13 protein-coding genes and 1 pseudogene are annotated in these 18,263 nt (G+C 44.7%); 10 read left to right on the top strand and 4 right to left on the bottom strand.

Features of this window, described 5'->3' with window-relative positions:
- Positions 1 to 609: 609 nt before the first annotated feature.
- The 4 genes from ACCM36_RS00550 (at position 610) to ACCM36_RS00535 (ending at position 6,475) form a co-directional block, all read left to right on the top strand.
- Positions 610 to 1,890 carry a ribulose-bisphosphate carboxylase large subunit gene (locus ACCM36_RS00550; RefSeq protein ID WP_370571746.1) on the top strand — a complete coding sequence of 427 codons (1,281 nt, stop codon included), beginning with the start codon at positions 610 to 612 and terminating at the stop codon, positions 1,888 to 1,890.
- A 12-nt stretch (positions 1,891 to 1,902) separates the two neighbouring features.
- Positions 1,903 to 2,952 (top strand): L-threonylcarbamoyladenylate synthase, encoded by a 1,050-nt coding sequence (locus tag ACCM36_RS00545; protein ID WP_370571745.1) that lies wholly within the window; start codon positions 1,903 to 1,905, stop codon positions 2,950 to 2,952.
- 8 nt (positions 2,953 to 2,960) lie between these two features.
- The gene (locus ACCM36_RS00540; RefSeq protein ID WP_370571744.1) at positions 2,961 to 3,194 is read left to right on the top strand and encodes a hypothetical protein; all 234 of its coding nucleotides are present in this window, start codon (positions 2,961 to 2,963) and stop codon (positions 3,192 to 3,194) included.
- Between the two features lie 188 nt (positions 3,195 to 3,382).
- Entirely contained in the window at positions 3,383 to 6,475 is a 3,093-nt protein-coding gene (locus ACCM36_RS00535; RefSeq protein WP_370571743.1) for a histidine kinase N-terminal 7TM domain-containing protein, read from the top strand.
- 121 nt (positions 6,476 to 6,596) lie between these two features.
- On the opposite strand, the gene ACCM36_RS00530 is transcribed toward ACCM36_RS00535, so the two are convergent.
- The 3 genes from ACCM36_RS00530 to ACCM36_RS00520 form a co-directional block, all read right to left on the bottom strand.
- Positions 6,597 to 7,322 (bottom strand): ABC transporter permease, encoded by a 726-nt coding sequence (locus ACCM36_RS00530; protein WP_370571742.1) that lies wholly within the window; start codon positions 7,320 to 7,322, stop codon positions 6,597 to 6,599.
- The gene (locus ACCM36_RS00525) at positions 7,319 to 8,275 is read right to left on the bottom strand and encodes an ATP-binding cassette domain-containing protein (RefSeq protein WP_370571741.1); all 957 of its coding nucleotides are present in this window, start codon (positions 8,273 to 8,275) and stop codon (positions 7,319 to 7,321) included. Before ACCM36_RS00525 ends, ACCM36_RS00530 begins: the two co-directional genes overlap by 4 nt.
- 174 nt (positions 8,276 to 8,449) lie before the next feature.
- Positions 8,450 to 8,914 carry a hypothetical protein gene (locus ACCM36_RS00520; protein ID WP_370571740.1) on the bottom strand — a complete coding sequence of 155 codons (465 nt, stop codon included), beginning with the start codon at positions 8,912 to 8,914 and terminating at the stop codon, positions 8,450 to 8,452.
- A 228-nt stretch (positions 8,915 to 9,142) separates the two neighbouring features.
- On the opposite strand from ACCM36_RS00520, the gene ACCM36_RS00515 reads away from it, so the two are divergent.
- Positions 9,143 to 12,571: a DNA polymerase II large subunit gene (locus tag ACCM36_RS00515; RefSeq protein ID WP_370571739.1), complete on the top strand. Its 3,429-nt coding sequence runs from the start codon at positions 9,143 to 9,145 to the stop codon at positions 12,569 to 12,571.
- Positions 12,572 to 12,577: 6 nt separating this feature from the next.
- On the opposite strand, the gene mmp10 is transcribed toward ACCM36_RS00515, so the two are convergent.
- Positions 12,578 to 13,810, bottom strand: a complete 1,233-nt coding sequence (mmp10, locus tag ACCM36_RS00510; RefSeq protein WP_370571738.1) for a methyl coenzyme M reductase-arginine methyltransferase Mmp10 — start codon at positions 13,808 to 13,810, stop codon at positions 12,578 to 12,580.
- A gap of 399 nt (positions 13,811 to 14,209) precedes the next feature.
- Between mmp10 and mcrB the strand changes: the two genes are divergently transcribed.
- From mcrB to ACCM36_RS00485, 5 genes and pseudogenes are all read left to right on the top strand, one after another.
- Positions 14,210 to 15,514, top strand: coding sequence for a coenzyme-B sulfoethylthiotransferase subunit beta (gene mcrB / locus ACCM36_RS00505; protein WP_370571737.1), 1,305 nt, complete (start codon positions 14,210 to 14,212; stop codon positions 15,512 to 15,514).
- Between the two features lie 42 nt (positions 15,515 to 15,556).
- Positions 15,557 to 16,042 carry a methyl-coenzyme M reductase operon protein D gene (gene mcrD, locus ACCM36_RS00500; protein ID WP_370571736.1) on the top strand — a complete coding sequence of 162 codons (486 nt, stop codon included), beginning with the start codon at positions 15,557 to 15,559 and terminating at the stop codon, positions 16,040 to 16,042.
- A gap of 4 nt (positions 16,043 to 16,046) precedes the next feature.
- Positions 16,047 to 16,658 (top strand): methyl-coenzyme M reductase I operon protein C, encoded by a 612-nt coding sequence (mcrC, locus tag ACCM36_RS00495; RefSeq protein WP_370571735.1) that lies wholly within the window; start codon positions 16,047 to 16,049, stop codon positions 16,656 to 16,658.
- A gap of 2 nt (positions 16,659 to 16,660) precedes the next feature.
- A complete protein-coding gene (mcrG, locus tag ACCM36_RS00490; RefSeq protein WP_370571734.1) occupies positions 16,661 to 17,410 on the top strand; it encodes a coenzyme-B sulfoethylthiotransferase subunit gamma in 750 nt (249 codons plus the stop codon).
- 14 nt (positions 17,411 to 17,424) lie between these two features.
- A pseudogene (locus tag ACCM36_RS00485) lies at positions 17,425 to 18,263 on the top strand (methyl-coenzyme M reductase subunit alpha); the annotation flags it as partial.

Here is an 18,263-nt window from a genome sequence, read left to right as displayed (position 1 = left end):
GTGGGTCTATTCTTACTTCTGACAGCTCCTATAGCAGCTCACATGATCACAAGGGCAGCTCACAGACATGGAGTCGGCCTGTGTAAAGAATCCGTTATCGATGAATATGGAAAAGCATGTGAGAGGTGCAAAAAATAAAAACCTTTTTATTTTTTTACTGACCCATCACATTTCCATTTTTATAGATCCATCCAATGATTATAATAAAGCCGTGATAGTCTATTTTGATCCAACTACACTACAATGGGATACAATGGAACCACACGGTTAAGAAACCCCCTGCATTATAATCATGTGAGCGGGTTGGGGAGTGGGGGTTAGTGTGGGAGTGGGGTTAAAAATGTTGTACCCGCTCACTTGCCCTTCATACGAAGTAATGATATATATACTTTCTCTTCGCAGAAAACTGTTCATCTTACCTTATACTTTGCGCTTTAAACCTAAGGATCAATTCTCTACAATATTTTTAAGGTACATGTTAACGGTCTAACACAATGCTTATTTGAGAACCTCTCCTATATTATGAGATGGGTCACAATTCCCTACTCTGAGTGGTACTTTGTATTAGTTATTATTTTTCGTTGTTCCGTATATGAAGGGAAGATAGGTATGTTAAAAGAGTACATTGATATCGGATATACTCCGGATGAAACAGATTTTGTATGCGAATATCATCTGGAACCAGCTTCGGGAATTAGTTTTGAGGAAGCCTGCAATCATATGGCTGGCGAATGTTCCATTGGTGGATGGAGTGATATTTCTCACTTAAGCCCAAAACTTGCAGAGAAATTAAAACCCCATGTATTCTACATTAATAAGAAAAAGCATATCGTAAGAGTTTCCTATCCTCAGGATCTGTTCGAGTTTTGCTCTGTTTCCCAGATTATCAGTACGGTTGCAGGCAACATTTTCAATAGCAAAATGATGACCAGACTAAAGTTGCATGATATGACTTTTCCGGCAGATCCGGTGAGCGAATTATGGGGACCTAAGTATGGTATAGGGGGAATAAGGGAACTTGCCGGTGTTTATGACCGTCCTTTAGTGATCTCTACAGTAAAACCAAAGATTGGACTTGATCCGGCAACACATGCAAATGTAGCATACCAGTCTTTTGTAGGAGGCTGTGATCTGGTGAAAGACGATGAGAACCTGACCGATCAGAAATTCAACAGGTTCGAGAAGAGGGTTGAACTTACATTCAAGGCCCGGGACGATGCAGAAGAAAAAACGGGTGAGCGAAAGATGTATATGTGCAACATCACTGCTCCCACATGCGAAGAAATGATAAGGAGAGCAAATTTTATAAGCAATATAGGTGGACATTATGTAATGATCGATACAATTTCCACTGGCTGGAGCTCCCTACAGACATTGCGCGATGTCACTGAAGAACTTGGACTTGCGATACATGCACATAGTATGAGCCATGCTGCCTTTACCCGAGTGGGTGAACACGGTATCAGCTTATATCTGATAACCAAGCTTGCACGTCTTGTAGGACTTGATCAGTTGTACATAGGCAATATTGCTGACAAGGTCCATGAAAACAAAAAAGAGTTAATGGCACTACATGATTGTTGCGTCATGGATAAAGTAAAATCAAATGAAAAAATGCATATCCTTTCCCAGAACTGGGATGGGATCAGGCCCACGTTCCCTGTTGTTTCAAGTGGATCAGAACCTGCATTGATACCGGAACTTATGAAGATCTTCGGCAAAGATGTCATAATAGAATTTGGCAGTGCAATACATACACATCCAATAGGTACAGTTTCCGATGCAAGGGCTTGCAGGCAGGCCATTGATGCAGTTCTTGCCGGTACTTCCCTGGAAGAATATGGAAAAAGCCATGCAGAACTACAAGCTGCCTTGAACAATGGCATGTGATATGATCGAGTAATGAATCACCAGACAAAAGTTTTCAAAATAACTTCTGAGAACTTCTCAGATGTTATCAGGGAATGTGCCGAAATTATCCGAAGAGGTGGCACTGTTGCCATCCCTACGGAAACAGTATATGGACTGGGGGCCAATGCGCTTGATCCAATAGCTGTTAACAGGATATTCCATGCGAAAGGTCGCCCGGCAGACAATCCGCTTATCGTACATGTGGCATCTGTGGAACAAGTAGAGCAATTAGTTATAGAGATCCCTCCGAAAGCCCTCTCCCTCATAGAGGCTTTCTGGCCTGGTCCATTGACACTTATCCTCAAAAGGACTGCCATTGTTCCAGATATCACTACCGGTGGACTGGATACGGTTGCTGTACGGATGCCTGCTGATGTAGTTGCACGGGAACTGATACGAATATCTGATAAACCCATAGCAGCACCCAGCGCTAATATTTCAGGTCGTCCAAGTCCTACAAGCGCAGCCCATGTGTTGCATGATCTGGAAGGAAGGATAGATGCTGTAATAGATGCCGGAAGCACATGTATAGGTGTGGAGTCTACAGTTATTGATATGAGTGGAGGAAAACCTGCTGTGCTACGACCAGGCTACGTCTCTGAACAGAAAATAGAAGAGATCATTGGAGAGGTTGACATAGGGTACAGCGACCATGTGACAGATGTTACGGATGTTGTGAGGTCACCGGGTATGAAATATACTCATTATTCTCCCAGTGCAACTGTTCTGCTTCTGGAAGGACCTCATAATCTTGTGTTAAATAAGATCAGTGAAATGTATGCTGATTTTACCTGCAGGGGAGCCAGAGTGGGCTTGCTTGTCACAAGCACCGGTCTTTCTTCTCTTACAAATGATATTGTCTATCTTGGCAGTAAAGACGAACCTGAAGAAGTAGCCCGAAATCTGTTTCTGGGTTTACGTTCTTTGGACGAGAGAGGAGTGAATATTATACTTGCAGATGGTTCTTTTACTCACGAAGGTGTGGGTGCAGCTGTAATGAACAGGCTGAGGAAAGCCTCAGAAATGATAATAAAACTATAGGTGTGTTTATGAAAGGGTACAAAAAAGATCAATTACAGGCAAAACAACGATACATTGCAATACTCAAAACAAATAAAAAGCTTACCAGGATAAATGTCATTATTTTGTCCATAGGCCTCGCATTGTCGTATCTGGGAAAAGATACACTTGGAAATCCATTGCTATGGACAGGCATCGTCATTTTCCTCTATACGATGTCATCGAGCCTGATGGCTCGCCGTTCACTTAAGAAGTTGAAGTGATCCTGACAGTTTCAATTAAATATTTACTTAATAACTCTTTTTCCCTTTAAATTCTCTTTTTCACAGTTCATCCACAATGTGATGGCCATAAACATCAATAAAATTGTATAAAATATGGAGGAAGCATTAAAGATTTAATAAGTTAGTAGCAGATATTATATATAAATAGATATATATAATAAGCCGCGATGTATTTAAATCCATATGCTCTTCCCCTAATAGCTTCATGGCTGGTATTAAGCATCATTGCATTGTACACCAATAAGCTCAAAACATCCCGAGGTGCATCCTATTTTTCATTGCTTCTGCTTTGCAGTGCGGTCTACTCTCTCTTTTATGCATTGGAAATATCTTCGACAACGATCAATGATGCTCTCATGTTCTATAGGCTGGAATACATCGGTATTTCCTGGATACCGGCTCTTTTTCTTCTTTTTACCATTAGTTATAGCGGTAAGAAAAAAATGCTGACGATCTATCACCTCACTATTATCCTCATTGTGCCTTTGGTCACACTGCTCCTTGTTTTTACTAATGAGACGCATCAGCTGTATTACTCAGGCGTAAGCATGAACAATGAAAGCATTTTTCCGGTTCTGATCTTTGAGCATGGAACATGGTACTGGGTCCAGCAATCTTACAGTATTACATGTATTCTCCTGAGCAATGCGATTCTTTTAAATATGTGGTTAGAAGCTTCCTCAGCCTTTCGTAAACAGATCACGATCATAATTATTGGGGGCCTCGTCCCCTTTTTTGTGTTATTGATATACCTCTTCGGAATAATTTCATGGGGTTTGGATCCGACTCCTTTTTCTTTTACTATCAGTGAATTCCTGATATTCGTAGGACTTACTCGTTATGGATTGTTCGATCTGGCCCCGTTGGCACGTAGTTTCCTGTTTGAAAATGTGCCGGAAGGTGTTGTTGTTTTTGATGAATGTTCCCGGATCATGGACTACAACAATCCAGCTGTCGTGTATCTTGGGATCCAATCAAAAGATATTGGCAAACAGGCATCAGAGGTATTGAATTCATGGCCAGAGCTCTTTGATCTTGGACTTGAACAAAACAGTAGATGTAACATGGAAGTCAAAAGAAAGGCTGGAGAGAAAGTCCTCTGGTTCAACATAGATCTTTTGCCGCTCTATGATGAACACAATGACAAGAGAGGGCAAATGATATGCATGAGCAACATCACCGAACGGAAGCAGGCAGAAGAAGAACTGGTTAAGACCAACCTCCGGCTCGAAGAAGCTATCGCCCACGCTAACGACATGGCAGATCAGGCCGAACGGGCTAATAATGCAAAGAGCGAGTTCCTTGCCAGCATGAGTCATGAACTTAGAACACCCCTTAATGGAGTGATCGGCTTTTCTGATCTGCTAATGCAAACGGACCTTACGGATTCACAATCACAGTATGTAAAAACAGTTTATACATCAGCCAATTCATTGCTGGACCTGATCAATGATGTGCTCGATTTCTCGAAAATAGAAGCTGGTAAATTAGAACTTTATCCTGAAAGAACAGATCTGATAGAATTGAGTGAGCAGATCACAGATATTGTGAAATATAAGGCTCATGAGAAACACTTAGAATTATTATTGAATATATCACCGGATCTGCCTCGTTATGTAGTTGCCGACAGGTTGAGATTGAGGCAAGTACTGATAAACCTGCTGGGAAATGCCATAAAATTCACTGAGATGGGAGAAGTTGAAATGAAAATAGTGGCTTCTCAAAGTGCAGACAAACCAAATAGGACAAATTTCACATTCTCAGTACGTGATACCGGGATCGGGATCCCAAAGGAAAGCCATAGTAAGATATTCCAATCATTTTCACAGGCAGACGACTCTATCACTCGCAGATTCGGCGGGACGGGACTTGGACTGGCAATTTCTAACAGATTACTTCATAAAATGGATTCCCTGCTTGAACTTGAGAGTGAACCTGGGAAAGGTACCACATTTTACTTTACTGTCAGTCTGCCGTCAGAAAGATGTGAACCAGTGGAGAGTGAAGATATAAGCATTCATAATGCGCTCATAGTGGATGATAATACTATTAACTGTTCCATCTTGCAAAGCATGCTGCAAATGAAGGGTATCAATGCAGATATTGCAACTGGTGCAGCAGAAGCATTGGAATTGGTCAGCGAACTGACAAAGTACGATATGGTCATTGTTGATCACCACATGCCTCACACGGATGGCCTTGAACTTATCCGCAGTTTCCGTGAAATTCCTCATGTTTCTTTTGATGACCAAAAGATAGTCTTTTTGTATAACTCGGACGATGGTCCATATATCCATGCAGAGTTAGAAAGACTTGGTATCCGCTACTGTCTGATAAAACCGGTAAAAATAACACAGTTATTAGAAGTGATCGATCACTTTGGTTCCTTTGAAGCTACGCATAAGGAACATGTATCAAATATGGACCTTTCATCAGCAATTCATCCACAAAATAGAAATTACTCGATTTTGATCGCCGACGATAATGAAACCAATATTATGCTTGCTTCGGCCATTGTATCACGATCTTTACCCACAGCGATCGTTCTGAAAGCAAAAGATGGAAAAGAAGCTATCCAGTTATTCAGGGAAAATAAACCTGACCTGGTATTTATGGATATTCAGATGCCGCAAATGAGTGGATATGAGGCTGCTATGGCTATCCGAAAGCTTGAAAAAGATAGCAATAACCATACACCTGTAATTGCTCTTACCGCAGGTACTGTGAAAGGTGAGCTGGAACGCTGCAGACAAGCAGGCATGGACGATTATATCACAAAGCCGGTCATAGCAGGTAAGATCCAATGTGTTTTACAAAGATGGCTGTTCAAACTCACCTGCTCTGAAGAACTAGGCGATAAAAAATATACAGATGAGGTAGAACTAACTGAGCAATATAAGAATAAAACTGATAGACTTGTGCATTTTGATAGGGAAATATTGACATACAATGTTGAAGGCGACAAAGATCTTTTTAATAACCTGTTGGCCACAGCTTTCGATTCATTTCCCAGAAGCCTTGAGAATATGACAAATGCCTTTTCAGAAAGCAATATGCAAGCTATAAAAAGATATGCACATCAGATCCAAGGAGCTGCCCTTAATGTCGGTTTTATTACTTTAGCAGAACTGGCAAAAGAGATGGAAACCACAGCAGAATTTGATCATACGAAGACAGGTATATTATTGGAAAACATGAAAAATGAAATGGAAATCCTGAGATCCGATATTGGTGAACTTCAGTTAGGCAAAGCGATATAACTTTTATATTTATGAACTGAATCACACCGCTTAGAAAGTTTTCACTCAAAACTGCTTGCAATATCATAGACCACCTGGAATACTACCTCTTTGATCAGTGTCCGGTCATCCACAATAAGCATTATACTGTCGCTTTCCTGAACACGGATATGCTGACAGCAAGTACAATGAAGGCACCGATCATCAATCCCAGGAAGGTGCTGGCGGGGAAGATCCCTGCCTGTACTTCCCGAACACCATCGATGGCATAGCTCACAGGATTAAGCCTGGCGATCGCAGCAAGCCATCCTGGCATCTGATCATAGGGCATCAGCGCACTGCTTGTGAAGAAAAGCGGCATAGATACCATGGCATTGAATGCTGAGTATGAATCGTGGTCTTCAAGGGAAAGTGCAACTGTGGTCATTACTGAGGAGAGCAGGATCCCAAAGATCATAAGGATCAGGTATGTCTGGATAAGGAGCAAAAAATCCAGGAAGTGTGCTCCCAGTATCACTGCGATGATAAGAATAACCGTTGACTGTATCAATCCCCGCAGGGTTATGAAAAGGATCTTACCAAACAGAATGCTTTCCCGCGGGGCAGGCATAGCAAGAAACTTGGGGAGGAATCCCAGAACTTTATCGAACATTAGGAGAGCTCCTCCCTGGAGGGAAGCACCAAGCATGGTCAGCACAAGGATACCCGGTGTGATAAAATCAAGATAGTTATCAGTGAACCGGATGGGAAGAGCGAGGCCGACAAATATGAGCCATGCTGCAGGCATTACAAGTGCAGAGACAACATTAATCCTTCCACGGACCCAGCGCCTGAAATCCCGTTCAAGATAATAAAGGGTCTGGATCATCTTCTCCTCCTGAGCATTGTCCTGAATCTATGGTAGTCGAACGCACCCGTTTCTTCCTGCTCGGCAACATGGGACAGGAAAACATCATCCAGAGTAGGCTGCCGTATAGCAAAGGACTTTATTTTCATTCCGGAATCGGTGAGTGCACGAGTAAGATCAAAGCCAGTTTCTCCCCCGGAAGTGGTCTCAAATCTTAGCTCATCTCCATTTTGCCCGAGGAACTTAACACCTTCTATAAGAATACCGCGATATTCACCATCCGCCCTGATGGCAACAATATCATTACAACAATGGGCTTTAAGTGCCTCCGGTGAGTCATTAGCGACCACGACACCATGATCGATGATGCCTACCCTGTCGCAGGCATAATCAGCTTCGTCCATATAGTGGGTTGTCACAAAAACTGTCATCCCATTATTTTTCAGATCAATGATATGCTCCCATATCTTTTTCCTTCCTGCAACATCAAGCCCTATAGTTGGCTCGTCAAGGAAAAGCACTTCCGGATCATGGACAAGTGCCTGTGCAAGTTCAAGCCTTCTGCGCATCCCGCCTGAATAAGTCCTTGCAAGATCATCCGCACGGTCGCTGAGTTCCATCTTTGCAAGAGCTTCGTCAGCTATGTCATGTGGTCGTTTTACACCGTAGAGCTTTGCGAAGAAGATAACATTCTCCCGACCTGTTAGTTTTGCATCCACCGCCATGTCCTGGGGTACATAGCTTATTTTATCCCTTACCTTCCGTGGCTCTTTGGTAATTGAGTGACCACAGACAGACGCATCTCCGGAAGTTGGGGAGAGAATTGTTGTCAGCATCCTGACAGTTGTTGTCTTTCCGGAACCATTCGGTCCGAGAAGACCGAAGATCTCACGGTCGATGGAAAGGTCCATTTCACCGACTGCTGTAAGGGTGCCAAAACTTTTTGTCAGGCCAGTTATCTCGATCGCACTCATGAGGACTTTCTATCATTTTCCATTGTTTATCTTTTTTGCGCGGATTTTCCCACGATCAGACAGATCTATTGGTCCTGTAAAGATGGATATAGATCAGCCAAACAACAGAATAGCAGCCTTAAAAAGAAATAAGCCACTTCATAAGCGGCTTATTCATATTCGTCTAGTGAATTGTTAAAATCTTTTAATCATGTTCCAACCTGGTTCAAGCACATTGTCATAGACCAGGAACTTGGCACTGCTGACAAGACCTATAGGATCAATGACGAGAGTTCCACTTTCACGAGCTTCTTCATAGACAGAAAGCGGGTCTGTGGTCGTTATAAGGCTTATGACAGTGTCTTCATCGGCAGTTATTATCACGGTCGGCTCGTAGTCTTCTACCTGTTCGACCTTTTCAAATTCATCCACCCTGCCATTCTCTGTGACAAAATATACGTTCAGTTCACTCCCATCGTTCAATGTAATGTTGGCCAGGATCCTTTCATTGCCAAGGAGGATCTTAATAGGACTGGGAAGTTGTTCATAGTAGGCATTGTATTCCGTAACAGCTCTATCCAGGTCGTTGAAAAGTTCTGCACTTGCAGTGCTCATTGTAATGAAAGACAGAATCAATAAAATGAATAAGATCTTCTTCATAATAAACCCCCTTTTTAGAATTCCCATTAATAGGTGTATTATACTTTTCTGTTTATGATATATAACCTTGTTCGTGTGATAGAGAACAATTTGTTGACCAGTTCTACATATGAAATATGTTATCTGACCAAGATGAGATTGCTTTTTATATCGTGGCGTGATTAAGAGTATTGCTGTGAACGACCCGTATCATTTTCCTTTACATGTACTCACTTTGAGGTTTTCCGGATGGGAGAGATAATTGCAAGCGACTCGATGTGGGAGTACTTCCACTGGCTTGATGCAAAGCTAAAACATGAGATGGATATTTCCAATGAGGCCAGAAAACGAGGTCGTGATCCAAAGCCCTTTGTAGAGATACCACTTGCCAAGGACCTGGCTGACAGAGTAGAGAATCTCATAGGAGTAAAAGGTGTAGCTCAACATATAAGGGAACTGGAAAAAACTATGTCTCGTGAAGAGGCTGCCCTTGCTCTTGGCAGGGATGTGGCTATGGGTGCTGTTGGTAATATCGATGACAGGAAAAAAGCTATAGAAGCAGCTATCCGCGTATCCATGGCAATGCTTACGGAAGGTGTGGTTGCAGCACCAATTGAAGGTATTGACAGGGTGGACCTGGGGAAGAACGATGATGGCAGTGAGTACATCCGTATCTTGTATGCCGGTCCCATACGTAGTGCCGGCGGTACCGCCCAGGCTCTTTCTGTACTCGTGGGAGATTATGTGCGCAGAGGTGTGGGCATTGACAGATACAAACCACGTAAAGAAGAAGTGGAACGATATGTGGAAGAGATCCTGCTCTACAGAAGGGTGGCAAACTTACAATATACACCTTCAGAATCGGAGATCAAGCTGATAGTAGAGAATTGTCCCATCTGTATAGATGGGGAGCCAACAGAAGAAGAAGAAGTGGAAGGACACAGGAATCTGGAGAGAATAGAAACAAACCGTGTTAGAGGAGGGATGGCTCTTGTGCTGGCAGAGGGTCTTGCCCTGAAAGCCCCGAAGGTCCTTAAACACGTAAAAAAGCTACAGATGGACGGGTGGGATTGGCTGGAAACGCTCATAGCAGGTGCAAAGAACAGTGGCGATGAAGAAGATGAAAAAACCGCAGGTGTAAAGCCTAAGGACAAGTATCTTAGAGACCTTATAGCCGGAAGACCCGTTTTTTCCCATCCGTCCAGACATGGAGGGTTCAGGTTAAGGTATGGACGGTCCCGCAATACTTCATTTGCTGCTGCTGGTATCAGTCCTGCCAGCATGGTCATCCTGGATGATTTCATTGCTCCCGGAACCCAGCTTAAAGTTGAAAGGCCTGGCAAAGCTGCAGGCATGGCTCCTGTGGATTCTATTGAAGGTCCCACGGTAAGGCTAAGATCAGGGGATGTTGTCAGGATAGACGATTTGGAAGAGGCACGTCTCCTGCACAAAGAAGTGGAGTATATTATCGATATCGGAGAGATATTGATCAATTACGGCGACTTCCTTGAGAACAACCACGTATTAGTTCCTTCTCCATATTGTTTTGAATGGTGGATACAGGATTATTCTCTTGCTACTGACGAAGATGGATCCGTTAGGCCAGAACTGAAGCATCCTCCCCAGGAACTTGCCCTGGAGGTGTGTGAGAAATATAGTGTTCCTCTTCATCCGGATTTTACTTACTTATGGCACGATATAACTACAAATGAATTTATAAGGCTGGCAGAGTTCATTGAGGAACATGGTTCTTTGGATGAGACATATACTGTGTTATCGTTACCCTTCAGACCAACCTTTGATAGTGGGATCAAGACCCTCCTTGAGAACATGTTGATCTTGCACAGGGTCCTTGAAGGCAACATCTTGATCTTGCAGCCCCTTCCACTGCTCAGATGCCTGGGAATAGGAACAGACCTTCACCGAAATTGGACCTGTATTGAAGCAGAGAATGCGCTTGATGCTGTCAATAAGGTTAGTGGACTGCTTGTACGGGCACGTGCTCCTACAAGAATAGGTGCCCGTATGGGAAGACCCGAGAAATCTGATAAGAGAATGATGTCGCCAGCACCACATGTACTGTTTCCTATCGGTGAGACCGGTGGAAATACCCGCAAACTCGAGGATGCTGCCAGTTACAAAGAATCTGTAAATGGAAAAGTAGGGCTTATAAGGGTGGAAATCGGCTCAAGGATATGTCCTGCATGTCGAATGGACTCATACGAATTCAGATGCGAATGCGGTGAATTTACCATCCCCAAGCTCTCCTGCCCGCGGTGTGGCCTTTCGGTCAATAAGGAGACATGTCCGAAATGTGGCGTGAACACCACATGTGCTCGTCTGCAAAACCTTGACTTCAAGAACATGTATCAGCGGGCTTTTGAGAAACTGGGTGAGCGTGAGTCGAACCTCGATGCCATCAAAGGTGTCAAAAAAATGATGTCTCGCAACATGACCCCTGAACCTCTTGAAAAGGGTATTCTGCGTGCCAAGCATGAACTGTATACGTTCAAGGATGGCACCGTGAGATATGACATGTCAGATATACCTTTGACACATATAAGAGCTGATGAGCTGGGTATACATGTGGAAAAACTGCTGGAAATAGGTTATTCCGAAGACATATATGGAAAACCACTTACCAGTGGGGATCAGGTGGTGTGCCTCAAGGTTCAGGACATAGTTGTCTCATACGACTGTGCTGAATATCTTCTAAGGATCACCCGGTATATAGACGATCTCCTGACCAGATACTATCATCTTGAACCCTACTATAATGCTCAAAGCATTGAAGATCTTGTGGGTACGCTTGTCATGGGTCTTGCACCCCATACATCCGCAGGTGTCCTGGGAAGGCTCGTAGGGTTCACAAGAGCTGCGGTGGGTTATGCTCATCCTTTTTTCCATGCGGCTAAGCGGCGTAACTGTGACGGCGACGAGGATTGTGTAATGCTGCTCATGGATGGACTGATAAATTTCTCAAGGGAATACCTGCCGGACAGAAGAGGTGGAAAGATGGATGCACCACTTGTACTTACCACCCGCTTAGATCCAAGCGAGGTAGACAAGGAAGCCCACAATATAGATGTGTGTGCATATTATCCACTTGAGTTCTACGAAGCTACGCTAAATTACACAAACCCAAAAGAACTGGAAAGTAAAATGGACCTTGTGAGCGGTCGCCTGGGTACTCCGTTGCAGTATGATTATTTCATGTTCACACATGATACTTCGGATATTGCCATGGGACCTCCTGTAAGTGCTTATAAGACACTTGGGAGCATGGTGGAAAAGATGGATGCCCAGCTTGCATTGGCTGATAAGATAAGGGCTGTGGATGCTTCGGATGTTGCGGAAAGAGTTCTGATCTCTCATTTCCTTCCGGACCTGTTCGGTAACCTGAGGGCTTTTTCCAGACAGAGTACACGTTGTGTCAAATGTGATGAAAAGTTCCGCAGACCTCCGCTTACAGGAGTGTGTCCGAAATGCGGAGGTCGTGTAATATTGACAGTACATGAAGGCGCTGTAAAGAAGTACCTGGAAGTATCGAAAAAAGTAGCTGCTCACTACAATGTTTCAGCTTATACCCGACAGCGTATAGAACTCATCGGACTTGACATAAAGTCTCTTTTCGAGAACGATAAGTCCAAGCAGACAGGACTTTCAGAGTTCATGTAATGGAATTTATGTGATCGGTAGTCCAAAGGCGTTGATCTGGTTGATCAACTCAGTGAACTGCTCGACCTCAAAGGCGATCACTGCCTCCCGGGTCATACCTATGGACATTTCACCATCATAGCTGAGCATCTCCGGGCCACGGCGCACGAACCTTTCCATGCCGTCCCTGGATAATGCCGCCTTTGCTTCGGGATCATGTACGAATGCCCTTCCGGGAATCAATACTGTTTCTTTGACATCTGCCAGTTCGAGGCTTTTCAGGTCTTCGATGGTGATCAAGCAGCCGATGTCTTTGTCTACAGGCACTACGTTCACAGAGCCTCCTAATTTAGCAAAGATCTCTGCAAGTCTTGGAGAAGCTGCATTACTACTGATAATCGTAGCCTCTTTTCGTATTTTCGGTAACTTTTCCAGGGCTTTTTCATCATTGCGCAGTGCAAAGGGGCAACCGATCAATGGATCTTCCAGAGGGGTCCCGGTTATCCTCATCTCATATCTTGAGGCAGCTTCCCTTACTATGCTGAGGAACTCTTCTATAGTATGTGTTTCTATATCTTGGAGGATCGGACCATTGTCCAGGATAAGACCTTCTTCCCTGCAGTTTGCAAAACGCATGAGTATGACCCCTTTTGTTCCCATTTCCTGCAGGTCTTCAAGTGTTTTCCACAATTCTGCCCCGTCATTTACACCGGGTATGAGCACGATGGCAGCATAAACATCGCAATTCTTACTGAGATCCTTAAGCACCTGCAGAGATGCTTCGGGATTGGGATCGCGCATATGGTCTGCACGAATCTGGGGGTCGGTGGAAAATACAGTAAAGGATACTTCTGTAACACCATGCTCTATGAAGAATTGTGCATCATCAGGAGAATTGAATCCTTTGCCACTGGTGTATCCCAGATGTATTGGTTTTCCGAGCTGAGATAGAATGGATACCAGTTCCCTCAATTGTGGGTAGCAACTAATATCTCCTCCTCCGCTAATGGTTATTTTCTCGATCTCATTAGCTCTGAACCTGATACTATCGGACAGGCTATGAAGGACGAACTGCATGGGCTTAAAACCAGTATATGCTTCTCTCACACCTCTGGTACAGTAATCACATCCTTTTTGGAAGGGAAAACAGTATTTACACCCAAAGGGCGGTATCTCTTTTACTTTCTTGAAATAACAATATGTGCAGAACCCATTGCAGTCTATGCCCGGACTACCACCAACATCGGCTACTAATTCCATTTGTATGGTGTGATGCCACATGTATTACTTAAACCTTTGTGATACCTGATAGCGCATCGTTCTTAAGAAGAGAAATTAAAGCAAATATATATAAATAAGACAATTGATAGCATCTAATATGAAAAATTTAAGCATATATGTGCACATATTATTCTAAAATTACTACATTTAGTAACATTAAACAGGGAGATATATTATATAATTTATAATATATAACCATTGCCCTGACATTGAAAGCAGAGAGGACATTGATGCAAAAGGTTTAAAACCTAATTAATCTTAATTAGCGGGTAATCCCGATGGAAAATATCGTATGCTTTAACGATAGTACAGATTTTTTCTTAACGCCTTTCTGTACATTTTTCCATGATGGATCTTAATAAATAGGAGGAAACATACGTGTCTGATAAAATAGACATTTACGACGACAAAGGTAAGCTGTTGGAAAGCGGCGTCGATCTTATGGACATTGCGCCAACAAGAAACGCAGCCATACAGAATATCGTCAAAGACACCAAGAGGACTGTTGCAGTTAACCTTGCAGGTATCGAGAATGCTCTTGCCAGTGGTAAAATGGGTGGCGCAGGCCGCCGTATCCTTGGAAGAGGGCTTAAATATGACATCGTTGCAAACGCCAGTGCCATCGAAGACTCTGTTGCAAAATTGATCAGAGTAAATGCAGATGATGACACCAATGTAAAGGTACTTGCCGGCGGAAAGCAGTTACTTGTGCAGGTCCCGTCCCTCAGGACTGCAATAGGTGCAGACTACGTCTCAGCAAGCACAGTAAGCGCTGCAGCTATGGTACAGACCATCATTGACATGTACAAAGTAGACATGTTCGATGCACCTATCGTTAAGGGAGCGGTCTGGGGAAGCTACCCACAGACAATGGACATGATGGGCAGCAACGTGGCATCCATCCTCAGTATCCCACAGAACAACGAAGGTCTGGGTTACTCCCTGAGGAACATCACTACCAACCACATCGCAGCTATCACCGGTAAGAAGGCCATGAACGCTGCAGCACTCTCATCCATCTTCGAGCACGTAAGCATGTACGAGATGGGTAACGCCGTGGGCTTGTTCGAGAGGCACCAGCTCCTGGGTCTTGCATACCAGGGTCTGAACGCTAACAACATGGTATGTGACCTTGTTACCAAGAACAGCAAGACCGGTACTATCGGTACTGTGGTGCAGTCCACAGTCGAGAGAGCTATCGAGGACGGCGTCATAGCAGTTGACAAGAAGGCACCATCCGGATACAACTTCTATAAGGCAAAGGATGTCTCCAAGTGGAACGCATATGCAGCAGCAGGTCTGCTTGCAGCAACCATGGTGAACTGTGGTGCAGGAAGAGCAGCACAGAACGTTTCTTCAACCATCCTGTACTTCAATGACATCCTGGAAAAAGAAACAGGACTTCCAGGCTGTGACATGGGAAGGGCCCAGGGTACAGCAGTCGGATTCTCCTTCTTCAGCCACTCAATATACGGCGGTGGCGGACCAGGTATCTTCAACGGTAACCACGTAGTTACCAGGCACTCCAGAGGATTCGCAATTCCTTGTGTATGTGCAGCAGTTTCACTTGATGCAGGTACCCAGATGTTCACGGTAGAGAAGACATCCGCACTTGTGGGCAACGTGTTCGGTTCAATGAAAGAATTCAGGGAACCAATCAAGGCAGTTGCAGGAGCCCTCTAAATCCATTAATACCTTAGTCATGGTATCCAAAGGTAATCAGAGATGTCAGATACGTCCTCAGACACAACAAAGCATTTGCAGCTTGAAATAGTTCCTCAGCGTTTGCTCAGGCCAGAAACCGCCCAGGTTCTCCTTAATGAGGTCCTGGATCTGGAAGGAGTCGTCAGGCTGTTCATTCACGGCCCGAGATTACCCGGAACAGTACCATATGGTCCTGCAAAGGGAACCTCTCTGGCACATGATTCCAGACGCCTGATAGAAATAGAAGGCAAGACAGTGGAATTAATGGTCAGTGTGGGTAGCATCCGTCTGGAAGTGACAGATGCTGGTGTGAAAGAACAGGTGCATGAGATATGTGAGAAGTTATTCCCGTTCCCCTTCGAGTTCAGGGAAGGTAATTTCATGCTAAGGCGGCAGACAGTTTCAGGTTATGCAAGGTTCGGGCCTGATCAGGACCCTCTTATGATCGGGATCACCGATCCGAAAGGCAAGTTGAAAGACCAGGTATGCATCCTCAAAAAGGAGTGATGTTATGTTCGACCGGGAAACACAGGTTGTTGACTGCAGACATGGGATGGGTCTTGGAAGAGGCGGTGGTCTTGCGCAAAGAGGCACACTCTCCGAAACCGGAAGGTCCGATGTAATTGCGATCGCAATGAGTCCCGGAAGAAGGCATATCACTAAACCTGTATGCGAGCTAACATACGGTATGCGTCGCGAAGAAATACAGGTAAGCGTCCTGGTGCTGAATACAGGATCAGGTATACCTGATACCAACATGGGTTCCGGTACCTTCGGAATATCACCCGAAGAAGTAGCCCAGATCTCAAGGCATAAACTTGCGGTCATACATACAGGCAACGTAAGGGACCATGTATTAAAGAAGGTAAGGAATATACTTGAGCAAGTGAATGTCCCTGCCATTATTGTTTGTCAGACTCCCGTAGATTTTGAGGATTTTGCAATGGCAGGTGTGAAGACAAGGCTTGTGAGGCCGAAAGACAAGGATATTGTGACGAAAGGAAAAGTAATGGAAATTGTGACAGGGATTACACGAGGCGAATCATGTTCAAGGGAAAAGTTGAACGAACTCGTGAAAGCCGTGAAAACCACAATGAAATCATTAGATGTTAGGAGTGTATGATTATGGCATATAAACCACAGTACTACCCAGGTGCAACATCTGTTGCAGCAAACAGAAGGAAACACATGTCTGGCGATGTGGAAAAGCTCAGGGAGATCTCCGATGACGATCTTGTAATGATCCTCGGACACCGCCCACCAGGCAGCGACTACCGCAGCACACATCCCCCACTTGCAGAGATGGGTGAGCCAGAGTGCTCCATCAGACAGACCGTCGAAGCAACCCCAGGCGCCAAGGCCGGTGACAGGGTAAGGTATGTGCAGTTCGTAGATTCAATGTACAATGGTACATCAGTACCATACTTCAGGTCCTACGGTGCAGCCATAAAGTTCAGAGGTGTGGACCCAGGTACCCTTTCCGGCCGTCAGGTCGTCGAGGCCCGCGAGAGAGATATGGAAGAGGTTGCCAAGTTCCAGATAGAGACAGAGATGTTCGACCCCGCACTTTCAAGCCTGAGAGGCGCAACTGTGCACGGTCACTCCCTGAGGCTTCAGGAAGATGGCGTAATGTTCGACATGCTGGACAGAGCAAGGCTCGAGAAAGACGGTATCGTAAAGATGCACAAGGACCAGGTAGGAAGACCTATAGACAAGAAGGTCGAGCTTGGAAAGCCAATGTCTGCAAAGGAAGCAGCAAAGAGGACAACCATTTACCGTGTGGACAACGTTGCTTTCAGAGGCGACAAAGAAGTTATTGAATGGGTCCACAGAGTGTTCGATCAGAGAACAAAATACGGATTCAAGCCGGAATAATCGAGGTGACATAAATGGTAGCAGACAGAAAGAAGATGTTCGCAAAAGACTTGGAGATCAAGTTCACAAAAGAGCACGGTTCCAACAAGATGGAAGGTGGCAAGATCACCGACATGGTTGGTAGGTACTACAGGCTCGGAGTAGAACAGAACCCAAGGAAACTTGAAATGAAGAAGGCAGGTCAGGAGCTCGCCAAGAAGAGAGGACTTGTCGGTTACAACCCTATGATGCACTGCGGTGGTATACCACTCGGTCAGAGAGCACTTACTCCATCCTTCATATCAGGCACTGATATGATGGTAGAGGTCGACGACCTGCACTACGTGAACAATGCAGCAATGCAGCAGATGTGGGATGACATAAGGAGAACCTGTATCGTCGGTATAGACTTAGCCCACGAGACCCTTGAGAAGAGACTGGGTATCGAGGTCACACCAGAGACAATCAACTTCTACCTTGAGACCCTTAACCACGCCCTTCCAGGCGGTGCAGTGGTACAGGAACACATGGTCGAGACCCACCCCGCACTTGTGGATGACTGTTACTGTAAGATCTTCACCGGTGACGATGAACTTGCAGATGAGATCGACAAGCAGTTCCTTATTGATATCAACAAGGAATTCCCTGCAGAGCAGGCAGAACAATTAAAGGCAGCCATCGGAAAGACAACCTGGCAGGCAGCTCACATTCCAACCGTGGTCAGCAGGGTAACAGATGGTGCCCAGACCAGCAGGTGGATGGCTATGCAGGTTGGTATGTCCTTCATCTCCGCATACAGCATGTGTGCCGGTGAAGCAGCAGTAGCTGACCTCTCATATGCAGCAAAGCACGCAGGTGTGCTCTCAATGGGTGA

Source organism: Methanomethylovorans sp., from assembly GCF_041305605.1.
Lineage (GTDB): Archaea > Halobacteriota > Methanosarcinia > Methanosarcinales > Methanosarcinaceae > Methanomethylovorans.
Note: the sequence above shows the minus strand (reverse complement) of the source record. Positions and strands in the feature narration are given on the sequence as shown.